The organism is Sporomusaceae bacterium ACPt (genome assembly GCA_041428575.1).
In the GTDB taxonomy this organism is placed as follows: domain Bacteria; phylum Bacillota; class Negativicutes; order Sporomusales; family Sporomusaceae; genus Sporomusa_D; species Sporomusa_D carbonis.
In genome coordinates, this window is record CP155570.1 from 2,080,238 (window position 1) to 2,096,977 (window position 16,740).

Consider the following 16,740-nt stretch of genomic DNA (forward strand, 5'->3'; position numbering starts at 1 on the left):
TAAGAAATTTATTCAAACACTAATCCCCCAAAGGCCATCCTGATATAATCGTTCCAGTTTAACGGAACGAATTTGGCCAAAGCTGTCCTGGATTGTATCAGTGTAAACACGAATATAATTTCCGGTTAACCCTGATACTATTCCCGCCGCTTCGGTTGTCTCAAACAACACATCAAGTTTTTGACCGATAAATGATTTGTGAAATTCTTCAGTCTGTCGGTCGGCTATCTGCTGCAAGCTTTGCGCCCGCCGCTTTTTTTCTTGTTCCGGTACTTGCCCGGCAAACCCGGCAGCCGGCGTTCCTGTTCGGCGTGAATAGGGAAATATATGAATTCTGGCAAAATCCATTTTATTGACAAAAGCAAGTGTGCTTTCAAACATTTCGTCCGTTTCCCCGGGAAAACCCGCAATAATATCAGTAGTAATGGCAATTCCCGGTACGGATGTTTTTATACCGGTGATTAATGCCTGGTACTGCTCGGTTGTATAATGCCTGTTCATGGCTTTTAAAACTCTGTCATCACCCGACTGGAGCGGTAAATGAAGGTGTGGACATAAGCGTTGATCTGTTTGCATCAGAGCAATTAACCGGTCCGACACTTCAACCGATTCCAACGACCCTAATCTGAGGCGCAATAGTCCATTACCACCAGCGGATAATACGGTTTGTACAGCATCAACAAGCGTAACTGCCTTGCTACCATGAGTCAAATCACGCCCGTAAGCACCCAGATGAATACCTGTCAAGACAATCTCAGTGAACCCGGCAGCTACCAGTTTTGCCGTCTCGGCGGCAATACTGGGCAGTGACCTTGACCGCAAAGGGCCGCGGGCATAAGGGATAATACAGTATGTACAAAAATTCGTACATCCCTCTTGGATTTTAAGAAATGCTCTAGTCCGGCCCGGAATAGAAAATAGAGGAATGTCCTCAAACTCTTTAGCCTGCATTATATCAGTAACAGCGTTAATTTTCACTTTCCGGCTGGTATTGGCAACTTCTTCTACCAGTTCAACAATACGTCCCCTGTCCTGAGTGCCGACAATAACGTCAACTCCGGGAATTTTCGCTACTTGATCAGGAGATACCTGGGAATAGCAGCCAGCAACGGCAATTATGGCATTAGGATTCTGCCGGTTGGCCCGTCTAATGAGCTGGCGGGATTTTTTTTCCCCTAAGTTAGTAACTGAACAAGTATTAATAACATAGATGTCAGCCCGTTCATCAAAATCTACTACTTCATAACCGCCAGCTTTAAACAGGCCTTCCATTACTTCGGTCTCAAACTGATTTACTTTGCAGCCTAGTGTTGTAAACGCAACTTGCGGCATAACTAGCCCCCCAAATCGCCACATTCATACATAACAGCAGTCAAAGCAGCTAAAGCAGCTGTTTCAGTACGTAGAATCCGCGGCCCCATGGTAACAATCTGAACGCCATGTTCCTGACATAACCGCACTTCTTCAGGACTGAAACCACCTTCTGGGCCAATAAACAAGAGATACGTCTGACTGCCGCGGCTGGTGAGGGCCTGTTTTAAGCCCTGCGCTGCTTGTCCCTCATATAGCATAATTTTTGTCACATCATTAAACTCGCCGTTCGCAAACACATCAGCCAAACGGCTTACAGGATATATTTTAGGAACATGGGACCGGCCGCACTGCTTGGCTGCCTCACGGGCTATCTTTTGCCAGCGGGCCACTTTATCAGCCTGTTTAGACAGGTCATAACGCACAACACAATGTTCAAGAGCAGCCGGAATGATACCGTGTATGCCCAGTTCAACCGCCTTCTGCACAATAAAATCCATTTTTTCACCTTTAGCTAATCCCTGAACCAGCCACACAGCAATAGACGGCTCTGTCCTATCATCAACAAGTTCCAACAGCCTAAGCTGCACTTCTTCCGGCTTTGCTTTGGTTATTTCAGCCCTCCCGGATTGTCCGTCATGCCCAGACACCAGTAAAATATCACCGGTGTTTAATCTAAGCACACAGGAGATATGGCGGGCGTCAGCACCACTAATGACCATATTGCCGGTAATAGGCGCATTTATAAAGAAACGGCGCATGTAAGCGCCTCCTTAGCGGCTGCCGCTGCCGGCCACAATGGCCACCCAGCCGCCTTCTTCAATGACTTTATCAATCATTAGTCCGTTGTCAATGATTGCTGCGGTAACATCACTTAAGCGCTCAGCAATAATGCCGCTGGCAATAAACAGACCATCATCTGTCAGACGGGTCTTAACGTCAGGTAACATCTTTATTATTATGTCAGCAATGATGTTTGCCACTATAACATCAGCCTTGCCATCTACACCTGTTAAAAGATCTCCCTGAGCAACTTTAACATTTACTGTCACATTATTGAAGGTGACGTTCTCCTTAGCTACACGCACGGCCACTGGGTCAAGGTCAACAGCATGCACTTGAGCCGCCCCCAGTTTGGCGGCGGCAACAGCCAGTATGCCTGAACCTGTGCCAACGTCAAAAACAATATTGCCTGGCCGGATAACATCTTCCAGGCAGCGTATACACATGGCAGTAGTATGGTGAGTACCGGTGCCAAATGCCATTCCCGGGTCCAGTTCGATGATTATATCACCTTCAACAGGCAAATACTCTTCCCATGACGGCTTAATAACAATATGTTCACCAACCCGCACCGGATGAAAATATTCTTTCCAGGATGATGCCCAGTCCTCTTCCTGCACCTCCCGCCAGTTTATAGCGCCACGGCCTTTATCAAGGTTATGTTCCTGCAAGTTGTTAATCCGTTCCTCAAATAAACGCAGTTTGTCATCAAGTAATTCGTCAACAGGCAAATAAGCTTTGATGGTTACAACTTCAGTCTCTTGTTCCACGGGGATGTCGCAATAGTCCCAGCTTCCGGAGCGCCGATAAGTATTAATAAGTTCGGGATCTTCAATCACTACCCCGCTTGCGCCCAGATCATGGAAAATATCGGCCACCGCTTCAGTAGCTTCATGGGAGGTTTGAATGCTGATTTCAGCCCATTTCACGCGCCATCGCCCCTTAAACTTCGTAATAATAGCCTATAGCTATACAACGCCAAAAGCGTCTTTAAATTTTTTAAAAAATCCTTTTTCCTCAGAAGTAGGTTCAACACCGCCGGCTTTCGCAAACTCCTGTAACAGCTCTTTTTGGCGGTCGGTAAGTTTCTTGGGGGTTATTATCTTAACGCGCACATGCTGGTCGCCACGCCCATGACCGCGTAAATGCGGAATGCCTTTATCCTTGATACGAAATACTGTGCCGGTTTGCGTACCTTCAGGCACTTTAAGTTTAACCTTACCGTCAAGTGTCGGCACATCTATTTCAGCGCCTAGTGCGGCCTGCACAAAATTAATCGGTACTTCGCAAATAACATCATTACCTTCACGTGTAAACAGTTTATGCTGTTTTACGAAAAGATAAACATATAAATCCCCGGGAGGGCCGCCACGCTGCCCAGCTTCTCCTTCATGAGCCACCCTGAGCCGTGAACCGTTGTCAACACCAGCCGGAATTTTAATTTTAATCTTACGTTTAACCCGGATTTTACCCCGGCCGTTACATTCTTTACATGGCGTCCTTATAATTTTGCCTTCCCCGCGACAGCGTTCACACGTCCTGACATTGACCATCCGGCCAAAAGGAGTATTTTGCGTCACTTGAACCTGACCTGTGCCCCGGCAATCCGGGCACGTCTCAGGATGAGTACCAGGCGCTGAGCCTGAACCTTGGCATATACTGCAATCTTCGGTACGTGGTACCTGGATTTCAGTTTCAAGGCCAAAAGCTGCCTCTTCAAAGCTTATCTCCATGTCATACCGCAAATCGGCGCCCCGTTCAGGTCCGGCATGCCGGCCACCACCGAAACCAAAACCGGCCTGGCCGAAAAACATATCAAATATATCCGAAAACCCGCCACCAGCGCCAAAGCCGCCAAAGCCACCACCGCCATTAGCGGCATCAAACGCAGCATGACCAAATTGGTCATACTGCGCCCGGCGCTCGGCATTAGACAGAACTTCATAAGCTTCATTGACTTCTTTGAACTTTTCCTCGGCTTCCTTGGGGTTATCGCGGTTAACGTCAGGATGGTACTTGCGGGCCAACTTGCGGTACGCCTTTTTTATTTCGTCCTCAGACGCCGTCTTGGCTACGCCTAGCACTTCATAATAGTCTCGCTTACTCACTTCACACCATCCCAAAAAAATTATTTCTTATCTTCGTCCACCACTTTATATTCAGCATCAACTACTTTTTCGTCATGGGGAGCGCCTTGCTGACCTTGCGGGCCGCTTTGCTGGGTTCCTTCAGCCTGAGCATTGGCTTGATACATAGCAGCTGACAATTCATAAAGCGGTTTAGTAAGCGCTTCGGTATCAGCCTTAATTTTTTCGATATCGCTGCCTTTTAAAGACTCTTTGAGCGTATTGGCAGCTTGCTGGACTTTTTCGACCAGTGCCTTATCAGCCTTATCGCCAAATTCTTTAATGGTCTTCTCTGCATTATATACCAAAGAGTCGGCATTGTTGCGGACTTCGACTTCTTCTTTACGTTTTTTATCTTCAGCAGCATGAGATTCAGCTTCTTTGACCATACGTTCAACCTCATCTTTGGAAAGACCGCTGGAAGAAGTGATGGTAATCTTTTGCTCTTTACCGGTTCCTAAGTCTTTTGCCGAAACATGGACAATACCATTGGCATCAATATCGAAAGTAACTTCTATGCGCGGCACTCCCCGGGGAGCAGGCGGAATTCCGGACAGTTCGAATCGTCCCAGAGTCTTATTATAAGACGCCATTTCCCGTTCGCCTTGAAGAACATGTATATCAACCGATGGCTGGTTATCAGCAGCAGTTGAGAATATCTGACTCTTAGAAGTAGGAATTGTAGTATTACGTTCAATAATCTTGGTAAATACCCCGCCCAGAGTCTCGATCCCCAAAGACAGCGGCGTAACGTCCAAGAGCAGAACATCCTTTACTTCACCGACAAGTACACCGGCTTGAATAGCAGCACCTACAGCCACGCATTCATCAGGGTTTACGCCTTTATGCGGCTCTTTGCCCAGGAATTTCTTAATTGCTTCCTGAACAGCCGGAATACGGGTAGAACCGCCAACAAGAATAACTTTATCAATGTCTTTTGGCGACAGTCCAGCATCGTCGAGCGCCTGACGGGTTGGTCCCATAGTAGCTTCCACAAGGTCGGCTGTCAGCTCTTCAAATTTGGCGCGAGTCAAATTAAGATCAAGGTGCTTTGGACCAGTTTGATCAGCAGTAATAAACGGCAGGTTAATATTGGTGGTCAATACGCCTGATAGTTCAATCTTAGCTTTTTCTGCAGCCTCTTTCAGTCTTTGCATTGCCATGCGGTCGTTTGAAAGATCAATGCCGTTTTCTTTTTTGAACTCGGCTATCAACCATTTCATTATACGCTCGTCAAAATCATCGCCACCCAACCGGTTATTGCCGCTAGTGGCTTTTACCTCAAACACGCCATCGCCCAATTCAAGAATGGACACATCAAAAGTACCGCCACCTAGGTCAAAAACCAAAATAGTGTGGTCATTCCCTTTATCCATACCATAAGCCAAAGCAGCAGCTGTTGGCTCGTTGATAATGCGGAGCACTTCCAGACCGGCGATAGCGCCAGCATCTTTAGTTGCCTGGCGTTGGCTGTCACTGAAATAAGCAGGAACAGTAATAACAGCCTGGGTTACTTTTTCACCCAGGTAAGCTTCGGCATCAGATTTTAGTTTTTGCAGAATCATGGCTGAGATTTCCTGAGGGGTATAGTCTTTGCCGTCGATCTTTACTTTATAGTCAGTACCCATATGGCGTTTGATCGAGATAACAGTACCGTCAGGATTGGATACCGCTTGCCGCTTGGCAATTTGTCCAACCAAACGCTCACCGTTTTTAGAAAAACCTACAACCGAAGGAGTCAATCTGCTACCTTCCGGATTTGGAATAACAACAGGCTCGCCGCCTTCCATTACAGCCACTACTGAGTTGGTAGTGCCAAGGTCAATACCAATAACTTTTGCCATAATTAATTTCCTCCTTAATAAAAAATAAATATTGCTAATTTCCCACTACTTTTACCATGCTGGGACGAATTACCCGCCCGTTAATGCGGTAACCCTTTTGCAGTTCTTCAATAATCATGCCGTCAGGCTGACTGACATCTTCAACCCTCATTACCGCTTCATGTTGGGCGGGATCAAAATTAGTTCCTACAGCATTAATTGGTTCTACCCCCAATTTGCTAAGAACACTATTAAGCTGACGGAAGATCATTTGCACACCTGTTGACAAATTATTTACATCGGTTGCAGCACTGCCAAGCGCCCGTTCAAAATTATCGACAACAGGCAGAAGCTCAGAAATAATCCTTTCAGCAACAACTGCTGATAACTCTTCCTTTTCCTGCCGTGTACGCCGCCGGAAATTGTCAAAATCAGCCTGCAGCCGTTTATAGCGGTCAGTCATCTCGTCCAGCAACCGGCTCTTTTCAGCCAAAGCGGTCACAAATTGGTTTACATCTTCCAGGTTAAAGCATGCTTCTTGATTATCACTAGCAGCAGTTTCTGTCGAGTCAGTTTCTGTTTGCATATTTTCCTGGTTTACTTCCGCCTGCACCTGTTCTTGTTCTTTATCTGCCACCAAACCCACCTCCGTATTTGTTAAAAGTCAGGCATGCCATTATCGCCGCCGCCTGCCTTTTGGGCATTTGCCCCCTCTTCTTTTTTCTTAATGATCGTGTCAATGCGTAGTATGGCCACAGCCACCTCTCCGGCCGCCTTTATGGCATGAAGTTTTACTGGAACAGGGTCAATTACTCCCCGGTCTAACATATCGGCTACTTCACCGGTGTCACAGTCTATGCCCAATGAATCACGACTTTGGGCCAACTGAGCAGTAACAACTTCTTCCACCTTCTCAAGTGGATTAAAGCCGGCATTTTCCACTATTTGCGACAACGGTTGCTTAAGGGCGTTAGCTACACAATCAAGGCCATAGGCGGCCATGCCTTTAAGATTTTCCCGGTATTTGCCTACTTCCCGGGCCATAGCAATTTCAATGGAACCGCCCCCCGGAACATAGCCGCCTTTGACAGCTGCCTGAACACTGGAAGCAGCATCTTTAGCGATGCGTTCGCGTTCACCTACTACCTCTTCGGTGGCCGCCCCTACCAGAATTGTGGCCATAGGCTTACCGCCGCCGCCAATTACACGCACTTGTTCCAGCTTTTCATCCTGATAAACTTTTTCAGCAGTTCCCAGGTACTTTTCAATATCTGCCGTTTCTTTCTTAAGACCGGTGCGTTTTATCATGCGCGCTCCGGTATGATCGGCCACTCGACGCAAATCTTTGGACGATACGCGCTGAATGACCATCACATTGGCGTCAGTTAGAATCTCTTCAGCAGTACTGTGTACTCCCCGGTCAATCATAACAACATTGACACCAAGATCGACAATCTTTTGGAGATTATTTTTAAATTCATCCTGGAGCTCGATGTAACGTTTAAATCCTGCTTCGGTGCTTAATGCTTCATCTTCAATCTCTTCCGGTTCAAGGGCATCATCTATGAGCAGTAATTTTGCGCCGGTTATTACTTCAGGCATTTCTTGCGTCATGCGCTCCTGATCAACAATTACCCCCATGAACACTTCATTATTAGCACCGGCTTCAGCGGTGATAATCTCCGACAACTTAAAATTATATTCGTTGAGCTTTTCTACACCAATAAGTCTAGCGGCTTCCACAACCAAATCTGCGATGTCCTCGTGTTCCCTGCCGGCAATCATAGCAATATTCCGAAGTATCGGGTCATTAACTTCGGTAATAGTGCGGGCCCGTTCCTTAACACCTTCCAAAACCTTAGACACGCCATATTTTATGCCTTCAATTACCCTTGCCACCGGAACGCCGCGCATCACTTGGTTTACACCTTCTGAGACCAGGCTGCCGGCCATGATTGTGGTAGTTGTGGTACCGTCTCCCACTTCCGCTTGCTGAGCTTTAGCAGTGTTTATCAGCATTTTAGCGGCCGGGTGATTGACATCCATCTTATCTAGGATGGTTACACCGTCATTAGTAATAATTACTTCGCCAAAACGGTCAACGAGCATTGTATCTAACCCCTTAGGGCCGATAGTGCCTTCAACAGCGGCGGTAATTGCCCGCACCGCGTTGGCATTAGTTAGCAGCGCCGCCAAACGTTCATCAACATCAGCGCCGCTGCCAGCTTGCTTCAGATTCATGTATTTCCCCCCATCTATAACACCTTGTACTTTTTCAGGATTTCTCCTAAATGGCGCTGCATAAACTTAAGTACCGCCATGGTTTTACCATATTCCATCCGAGTCGGGCCAAGCACGGCAACAGTTCCCACCACCTGGCCGTCAATGCGGTAGGTGGCCTGAACAACACTGCAGTCATGGATGCCGGTATATTTATTCTCCTGACCAATAGTAACCACTACACCGTCACTATCGGCCATATGTAGAATATCGCATAACAATTTGTCCTCTTCAAGCATTGTTAACAGATCTTTGACTTTATCCACATCCCTAAATTCGGGCTGGTTTAGCATTTGTGTAGTACCGCTAAGATAGACTTTTTCGTTTTTTTCGACAGTAAGAGCCTGCTTAAGCAGCAAAACTGCCCGCTCAAACAATTTAGGATCAGGCAGTATAGCATTTTGAATATCTTCAAGGACTGCCATAGTAATCCGGTCGACAGTTAAACCGCCAAGCCGGGAATTTATAGCGTTAGCCACCCGGATTAAATCTTCATGGCTGAGCCCTTCCGGTATTTCAATAATTTTATTTTCTACCAATCCAGTATCGGTGACAATGACAATAATCGACCGGCGTTCGTCAAGCGGCAAAAACTGAAGATATTTAAAAGTACACTGGGTTAATTGCGGTGCAAGCACCATTGATACATTCCGTGTTATTCGCGACAGAATTTTAACTGTTTCCTGAAAAACTTCTTCAATTCGGCGCGCTTTAGTCTGGTACCAATTGTCGATGATTGCAATATCCCGATCAGAAATCTGTGGTGGGGCCAACAGACAGTCAACATAGAACCGGTAACCTTTGACCGATGGTATTCTGCCTGCAGAAGTATGCGGTTGCTCCAAATAACCTAATAACTCCAAATCTGCCATTTCATTACGGACGGTAGCCGGACTAATCCCCAGATTGTATTTACGCGCGATAGTCCGCGACCCAACCGGTTCAGCAGTGGATATATAGTCATCAATAATAGCTTGTAAAATTTGGCGTTTCCGTTCATCCAACACTGACTCCACCTCCTATTGTTAGCACTCATACTAAACGAGTGCTAACACCTACTAAAAAAATACCACTCATTGGGTTTAATGTCAAGATATAAAGGTATTTCACCCATCAGGCAAAAAACTACTAAATACCACATTACCAAACTTCATGCCTCTACCAGTCAGCCAGACCCGTTCATTATTCATGTCCAGCAGTTTTTGCTGCTGGAGACTGACTAATATACTGCGGAAATGTTGACAAAAATCAGTGGCAAAATACCGGGCAAAATCGGAAAATACCAATCCGTAGGTGGTACGCAGCGCCAAGAATGTGTATTCTGCCATAGCCTCAGCCTTACTTACTTTTTCCCGCATGACTACCGGTGAACTGCCTGACGATAGGGCATCGATATATTCCTTAATTCCAGATACAGCCGCTGATCTCTCACCATTTAAGAATGAATGAGCGGCAGTACCTAATCCTAAATATGGCTGATACCGCCAGTATTTAAGATTATGACGGCATTCACTGCCCGGCCGGGCAAAGTTTGATATCTCATACCGGCCTAAGCCCTGCAAAGGCAAAAATTCGGTCATTAAATCATACATGGCTTCGTCTGCAGCCTCATCAGGTAGTATGATGAATCCTTGGTCATACGCTGTAGCTAGCGGAGTACCTTCTTCAAGTTTAAGGCCATATACCGAAATATGGTTAATCTTTAACGCCACAGCCTGCTCAAGTTCCCAGGCAAAACCATCGGGCGTTTGTCCCGGTAAACCGTACATCAGATCAATGCTGATATTGTTAAATCCCGCATTAAACGCACATTCTACTGCAACAAGGGCATCAGCGGCTTGATGAATTCGCCCCAGGCGCGCAAGTAGACTATTGTTAAATGACTGCACACCGAAACTCAATCTGTTGACTCCGGCAATTTTTAAAGCAGCCAACTGGTCTTTATTTACTGTGCCGGGATTAGCCTCCATGCTGATTTCTGCCCCTGAGACAATGGTAAAATTGTCATCGATGCTGGATAATATCTGTTCTATCAGATGAACCGGCAACAGGCTGGGCGTACCGCCGCCAATATATATTGTATCAACTGCCGGTTTACACAACATACCGCCCTGATCAGCTATTTGCTGACACAAGGCGGTAGTATAAGCTATGAATAGATGTTCGGCTCCCGGATAGGAAGTAAAGTCACAATACAAGCATTTTTGCCGGCAAAATGGGATATGAACATATAGACCAAGATTACTCATAGCGCTCTACCAGGTTAATCCATTTTTAAAATAGCCATAAAAGCCTCTTGTGGAACCTCTACGCTACCTACTTGTTTCATTCGTTTTTTACCCTCTTTTTGTTTTTCTAACAGTTTGCGTTTTCGGGTGATGTCACCGCCATAGCACTTGGCAAGCACGTCCTTGCGCATGGCCCGCACAGTCTCCCGGGCAATCACTTTGCTGCCGATAGCGGCCTGGATAGGAATTTCAAACATTTGACGGGGAATAATCTCTTTAAGTTTTTCAACAAGTTGCCGGCCACGCGGCGTTGCCCGGTCACGGTGGACAATCACGCTAAGGGCGTCAACCGGCTCACTGTTCAGCAGTATATCCAGCTTTACAAGGGCTGAAGTTTGGTAGCCCAGTAATTCATAATCAAGTGAGGCATAACCGCGCGTCGATGATTTTAAGCGATCAAAATAATCAAAGATTATCTCACTAAGCGGTAAGTGGTATGTCAGCATTACCCGGTTGACGTCCAGATACTTCATATCTTTAAATTCGCCGCGTTTGTCCTGGGACAGTTCCATAACAGCCCCGACATAATCGTTAGGAACAATTACCGTAGCTTTGACATACGGCTCTTCAATGTGATCAATTTCTTGGGTTGTCGGCAACTTTGACGGGTTCTCAATCTCGATTACTTCCCCGTTTGTTTTAAACACACGGTAAATTACACTGGGCGCCGTGGTAATTAGCGTTAGATTATACTCGCGCTCCAACCGTTCCTGGATAACATCCATATGTAAAAGTCCCAGGAAGCCGCAACGGAACCCAAAGCCAAGGGCGATTGACGTTTCCGGTTCATATACCAGTGACGCATCATTAAGCTGCAATTTCTCCAGTGCGTCGCGAAGGTTTTCATAATCAGCGCTGTCAACCGGATAAAGACCGCAATATACCATTGGGGTAATTTTGCGATAGCCAGGCAACGGTTCAGCGACCGGGCGGTCAGCACTGGTAATGGTGTCACCCACTCGCGTGTCTTTGACATTTTTTATACTTGCTGCGATAAATCCGACCTGACCCGGCCCTAATTCGTTGATATTGGCAAGGTAGGGCCTGAATACGCCAACTTCAGTTACATCAAAAATTTTATTAGTGGCCATCATTTTTATCTTCATACCAGGCGTGATTCTGCCGTTCATAACCCGAACGTAGGCAATTACGCCTTTGTATGAATCAAAGTGAGAATCAAAAATAAGCGCACTCAGCGGTTCGTCGGCTTTACCGGCAGGAGGCGGCACTTTCCGGACTATAGCCTCCAAAATATCCTCAATGCCAATACCGGTTTTTGCGCTGGCTAATACCGCGTCAGATGTATCTAAACCAATAACATCCTCAATCTCATTCTTAACCCGCTCAGGCTCAGCACTCGGCAAATCAATTTTATTAATTACCGGAATTATCTCCAGGTTATGCTCAAGTGCCAAGTAAACATTAGCTAATGTCTGAGCTTCAATACCTTGAGCAGCATCCACCACCAGGAGAGCGCCTTCACATGCGGCCAAACTTCGGGAAACCTCATAAGTAAAGTCAACATGCCCCGGTGTATCAATAAGATTGAGCATGTACGTTTCGCCATTTTTGGCTGTATAAGTTAACCGGACAGCCTGAGCCTTGATAGTAATGCCACGCTCGCGCTCAAGTTCCATTTGGTCTAAAACCTGGTCTTCCATCTCGCGGGCAGAGAGAGCGCCTGTATACTCCAATAACCGATCTGCAAGTGTCGACTTGCCGTGGTCAATGTGGGCAATAATAGAAAAATTACGAATATGTCCTGTATCCATCAAACTGGGGCTCCTCCCTGGCATAATACTGGTTTTTTACATATTTCTATAAATTATACCATCAGCCGCCCGCTAACTGCAAGCTTTACCTATATTCATGAATATATTCAACCATTTGCTGCATGACGTTTTGACTCTTGTTTTTCAGGTATTCAAAAGCAGTTCCGGCGTAAGGCTTGGCTTGGTTCCAATATGTAATAATATCGTTTCTAACTGTCAGCGCTTCTTTGACGAATTGACGGCGCCAAACATCAAGCCAATACCGTAACCGGGAAGTGTCAATTTCCAGTTTGACAGGTATTACCGCTGCATGATCGCCGATATTCAATACAATATTGTGGTCAGTCCGCGAAATATTGCCCAATAAATATACACGACTAAAAGTTATACCATAGCCAAAAATATAAGCCGAATATACATGTTCCTGATTGCGTCCAATATAAAAAAACCGGCCTTGTTCATGGCGCTGAGTAAGAGTAGCTAACTGATGTTCAGCTACTCCCACACCAATTGTAACTATAGCTAGCAATATCAACAGGCCACGGACAATTAATCTGGTATCTCCTGCAGCCAACTGCCCGAACATAGCAAGCCTCCTGGCATATATTTTATTCGGATTAAAAAGCCGGTGTCTGTCTACCGGCTTTCGGCGAGTATTTCAGCTAAAATATCTCCCAGCATCTCCATACTGCGTATCGCTTCTTCCTTACTGCTTTCCTGAGAACCTACCTCAATGAGCAGCGCCCGAGGATGAAGATGCTGGTTATACCGCCATTCTATCAATTGAATACCGCGTGATAAACCAGGGTATTTACTATTTAGCTTAGCCTCAATTAATTTAGCAAAGGCGTGATTTTGCTGCCAATGCGGTTGCGGTAAATCTTGCTGACCGATAGCAACAATAATAGTGATTTTAGCCGCTTGCACACCGTTAATTAGGGCTGTTACGTTTTCACGTTTATCAGCGTCCCGGTGAATATCAAAGATCATTTGAATGGATGGATAATCAGCCAGCATGTTTTGAGCTGTAATTTCTGAAGGTCCATAAGCTTTCATAAAGCTCGGATAATCATGAATATTCGTGTTATGAACAGATTTAATACCGTGTTTCTCCAACTGTCTGTCCAAAGCTGCACCGACTTCAACAATATCCCCCCGCTGACCGCCAGGCTTATGTGCTACCCCGGAATTGGGAATAAACGATTCGGATGTATGGGTGTGATATATTCCGACCAAAGGCTTGTCATTGTTTGCCACACTGTCAGAGTCAAATTTCGGAAAATTTGGTAAAGTAGCGGCACTAACAGTCGGCGGACCTGCATTTTTAAGAGCTAATAATAAGGGTATTTCTTGCGAAAATAGTGAACGCAGATCTCGAAAATCAATACCGCCAAGCATTAGCATTATTTTATGGGCAAAATGTTCAGCATTAACTTCCGGCGTTATTTTTACCGGGATTTGCGGCTGAGCAGCTCTTGAAAATCCAGGAATACCTGAAAAAAGCACATCCTTGCCTTTAGGCCAAACAGAAGGTAGAAACTTATCGTAGTATACCGGGCCATTTACCGGAATGGCATAATCTGTTAAGGTAAAATAAGTAGCTAATGATAGCCCACTTGCGATGATAAGCATTACGCCGATTAAAACTATGTTAAAAGCTTTGGATTTGCTGTAAACCTGCAAAAAAGCCAGCAAAAAACTTTTTTTTGCACTTTGTTTTCGTTCTTTTCTTGTTATCATTGCCGCCTCCGCCAGACTCCCGCATTGGTTGTCCTTTGCTATTTTTGTTTACATACAATGTATATGCCTGGCAGCAAGGCGATATTACTGATATTCTTGGACTGGCTCTGTTAGTGAAGGTACATGTGAATATTTTCGTAATCAATATTAGGATGCATAGCCTGATTGATACCACCGGCCACAACAGCCGCAATATCTTCGATAAACCTGTCAACTTCCTTAGGCGTCACCATAAGATCTCCCAGCATTTCCGGCAATACTTGGCGAACAATGACCTGTCGCTCTTGGTCAGAAAGGTTGACCATACTTTTAAAATATCGGGCAAATGCGGCATGTTCCTGCAATGTATTGATTGTATCCATGGCAATTGTTGAGGCATGTACCACCGTCGGAACACCAATAGCAACTACCGGTACTCCCAACGAATCTTGAGTCAGACCAAAACGTTTGTTGCCTACCCCCGAACCGGGGTGAATACCTGTATTAGCCAGTTGGACAGTAGTAATTACCCGTTGACTGGATGCTGCGGCTAGGGCGTCAATGGCAATAACTAAATGGGGCTTGATTTTGCTTACAATTCCCTGAATAATTTCAGCCGTTTCCATACCCGTTATGCCAAGGACTCCAGGAGCAATGGCGCATACCGAACGCACCCCCCCTTTAAGTTCTGGTGACAACATTTCCTGAAGGTGGCGAGTAACAACTATTTTGTGCGCCGCTCGCGGTCCTAAAGCATCAGGAGTAACATTCCAGTTGCCAAGGCCAACTATTAAAACAGTGGCATTGCGGGGCAACTTGACTATCTCGGCTAGTTCTACGGCCAAAAAGTTCATAACTTTCTGCTGCAACGGGGTATTTTTGTATCTTAACCCAGGCGCTTCAATAGTAATGTATTTACCTTGCATTTTACCCATCATTTGTTCGGCTTCAGGCGTGGTAACATTAACACGAGTAATAACCACATCATCATCTTCGCTGGTTTCAACCAAAACGCCAGGAATATCTTCCCGTACCCGTTTGGTAAGCATTTCCCGCGCTTCTAACGCCAAATCTGTCCGCAATGCAGTAATATTCTGTCCCATAAATTGTACTCTCCTTTTTACGCCCAAGTTGATTTCAGACCTATCTTATCCGGAAAAAAAGCTAGCTATACGAGTTTCCTTGCGAATAATTGCTTGCTTTTTCCTTTGGTCCATGCTAGAATAGTTCAGTAATATATACATAAGGAGGTGAATTACTTGCCAAATATCAAAGCATCTGAGCGTAGCGTAAAAACTGACGCTGAACGGCGCGCGCGCAATTATTCGGTAAGATCAGCTATCAAGACTTCAACTCGCAAAGTAGAAGAAGCTGCACGTGCCGGTAAAGCAGATGAGGCCAAGAACCTCCTGACTCAAGCTGCAAGCGTTATTGATAAAGCAGCCGCCAAAGGCGTTATCCATAAAAATGCCGCGGCCCGTAAGAAATCACGTCTGGCTCGTAAAGCCAACGCAACTGCTCAAGCTCAATAATAAGTAAAACCCTATTCACTTTTTAGGTGGATAGGGTTTTTTTCGTTGTGTATTAACTACAAAGCTCAATTATTATTTTTTCAAGCACTGCCGGCCCGGTCCGGCTTAATTTCAAATCCCGGTCTGCTGCTGCAAAACTCAGCATAGCTTTTTTAAGTTTATCGTCGTTAAAACTACGGCTTTGCCTGGCCAATTTCTCGCCAATAAATCCGGGAACTTTAAAATACTCGGCTATTTCCCGGCCGTTATACCCTTTATTGATCAATTCTTTTACTTGCCACAACTGCCTAACTTGCCGGACTAAGAGCGCCAGTATCCGCACCGGATGTTCTCCTGCCGCCAGTTGTTCTTGTAAAAGCTGGATAGCCTGGACAGTTCGCCTTTGACTTAAAGCTTCAACCATGGCGAAAATAGATACTTCAGGAACCGCCGATAAGATTTGCTTCAATGCCTGTTGGGTAATCAGCGGTCTGTCTGCTGTATATAAAATTGCCTTTTCTAACTCGTTATTGATAAAATCAAGCGAGACTTGCGGCATCATACTGACTGCCGCCAACAAATGCTCCTGAGCGTCAGGAGCCATTTTTATTTTTAGTTCAGCTAGCCGTTCGGTAAGCCAAGCGCGTAAATCTTTGCTTTTTAGTGGTGCCGCTTCAAATATTACGCCGTTTTTCTCAATGGCTTTATATGCTTTACGCCGTTTATCCGGTTTATCCCCTGTAATAAATACAACATGACTATATTCCGGCATATTACCAAATATTTTAATTAGCCGCTCGCCTGACGGATCTGATTTGTCCTGGACATCATTGCCGCTCTTACGTCCGGCGCTGAATATTGCTGTATTGCGGACGAGAATAAGATTCTTCCCACCCATGAACGGTATTGTTTCAATTGTATTAATAAGTTCTTCAACTTGCGGGTCAGATTCAAAAACAACAAGGTTCATATCCCGGTCCTCAGGAGCCACCAAACTGTTAATAAGCGCTTGTTCAACCTGCCGAATATGATATGTTTCCTCGCCGTGCAAAAGGTATAAGGGTGCAATTTTATTCTGTTTAATGGTATTAAGTACAGCTTTGTAATCCATAATGCCACCATTCTTG

The 16,740-nt window shown here is 45.5% G+C and carries 15 protein-coding genes; 1 reads left to right on the plus strand and 14 read right to left on the minus strand.

Going from position 1 to position 16,740, the window contains the following annotated elements; genetic code table 11:
• Positions 1 to 12: 12 nt before the first annotated feature.
• The 13 genes from mtaB to gpr form a co-directional block, all read right to left on the minus strand.
• Positions 13 to 1,332 carry a tRNA (N(6)-L-threonylcarbamoyladenosine(37)-C(2))-methylthiotransferase MtaB gene (gene mtaB / locus SCACP_RS10630; RefSeq protein WP_425057572.1) on the minus strand — a complete coding sequence of 440 codons (1,320 nt, stop codon included), beginning with the start codon at positions 1,330 to 1,332 and terminating at the stop codon, positions 13 to 15.
• A gap of 2 nt (positions 1,333 to 1,334) precedes the next feature.
• Positions 1,335 to 2,072 (minus strand): 16S rRNA (uracil(1498)-N(3))-methyltransferase, encoded by a 738-nt coding sequence (locus SCACP_RS10635; protein WP_425057573.1) that lies wholly within the window; start codon positions 2,070 to 2,072, stop codon positions 1,335 to 1,337.
• Positions 2,073 to 2,084: 12 nt separating this feature from the next.
• On the minus strand, positions 2,085 to 3,023 hold the full coding sequence (prmA, locus tag SCACP_RS10640; protein WP_425057574.1) for a 50S ribosomal protein L11 methyltransferase: 939 nt from the start codon (positions 3,021 to 3,023) through the stop codon (positions 2,085 to 2,087).
• Positions 3,024 to 3,062: 39 nt separating this feature from the next.
• Positions 3,063 to 4,202 (minus strand): molecular chaperone DnaJ, encoded by a 1,140-nt coding sequence (gene dnaJ / locus SCACP_RS10645; RefSeq protein ID WP_425057575.1) that lies wholly within the window; start codon positions 4,200 to 4,202, stop codon positions 3,063 to 3,065.
• Between the two features lie 20 nt (positions 4,203 to 4,222).
• On the minus strand, positions 4,223 to 6,064 hold the full coding sequence (gene dnaK / locus SCACP_RS10650) for a molecular chaperone DnaK (RefSeq protein WP_425057576.1): 1,842 nt from the start codon (positions 6,062 to 6,064) through the stop codon (positions 4,223 to 4,225).
• Positions 6,065 to 6,098: 34 nt separating this feature from the next.
• The gene (grpE, locus tag SCACP_RS10655) at positions 6,099 to 6,680 is read right to left on the minus strand and encodes a nucleotide exchange factor GrpE (RefSeq protein WP_425057577.1); all 582 of its coding nucleotides are present in this window, start codon (positions 6,678 to 6,680) and stop codon (positions 6,099 to 6,101) included.
• Between the two features lie 20 nt (positions 6,681 to 6,700).
• A complete protein-coding gene (locus tag SCACP_RS10660; protein ID WP_425057578.1) occupies positions 6,701 to 8,284 on the minus strand; it encodes a TCP-1/cpn60 chaperonin family protein in 1,584 nt (527 codons plus the stop codon).
• A 14-nt stretch (positions 8,285 to 8,298) separates the two neighbouring features.
• Positions 8,299 to 9,330, minus strand: a complete 1,032-nt coding sequence (gene hrcA / locus SCACP_RS10665; protein WP_425057579.1) for a heat-inducible transcriptional repressor HrcA — start codon at positions 9,328 to 9,330, stop codon at positions 8,299 to 8,301.
• A gap of 99 nt (positions 9,331 to 9,429) precedes the next feature.
• A complete protein-coding gene (gene hemW, locus SCACP_RS10670; RefSeq protein WP_425057580.1) occupies positions 9,430 to 10,572 on the minus strand; it encodes a radical SAM family heme chaperone HemW in 1,143 nt (380 codons plus the stop codon).
• A 14-nt stretch (positions 10,573 to 10,586) separates the two neighbouring features.
• Positions 10,587 to 12,383 (minus strand): translation elongation factor 4, encoded by a 1,797-nt coding sequence (lepA, locus tag SCACP_RS10675; RefSeq protein WP_425061380.1) that lies wholly within the window; start codon positions 12,381 to 12,383, stop codon positions 10,587 to 10,589.
• A gap of 85 nt (positions 12,384 to 12,468) precedes the next feature.
• Complete coding sequence (locus tag SCACP_RS10680; protein WP_425057581.1) at positions 12,469 to 12,969, minus strand: hypothetical protein; 501 nt, start codon at positions 12,967 to 12,969, stop codon at positions 12,469 to 12,471.
• 50 nt (positions 12,970 to 13,019) lie between these two features.
• Positions 13,020 to 14,123: a stage II sporulation protein P gene (gene spoIIP, locus SCACP_RS10685; RefSeq protein ID WP_425057582.1), complete on the minus strand. Its 1,104-nt coding sequence runs from the start codon at positions 14,121 to 14,123 to the stop codon at positions 13,020 to 13,022.
• A 110-nt stretch (positions 14,124 to 14,233) separates the two neighbouring features.
• A complete protein-coding gene (gene gpr, locus SCACP_RS10690) occupies positions 14,234 to 15,205 on the minus strand; it encodes a GPR endopeptidase (protein ID WP_425057583.1) in 972 nt (323 codons plus the stop codon).
• A 156-nt stretch (positions 15,206 to 15,361) separates the two neighbouring features.
• Between gpr and rpsT the strand changes: the two genes are divergently transcribed.
• Positions 15,362 to 15,634, plus strand: a complete 273-nt coding sequence (gene rpsT / locus SCACP_RS10695) for a 30S ribosomal protein S20 (protein ID WP_425057584.1) — start codon at positions 15,362 to 15,364, stop codon at positions 15,632 to 15,634.
• Between the two features lie 52 nt (positions 15,635 to 15,686).
• Here rpsT and holA read toward each other — a convergent pair whose 3' ends face one another.
• Positions 15,687 to 16,724 carry a DNA polymerase III subunit delta gene (gene holA / locus SCACP_RS10700; RefSeq protein WP_425057585.1) on the minus strand — a complete coding sequence of 346 codons (1,038 nt, stop codon included), beginning with the start codon at positions 16,722 to 16,724 and terminating at the stop codon, positions 15,687 to 15,689.
• Between the last annotated feature and the right edge of the window lie 16 nt (positions 16,725 to 16,740).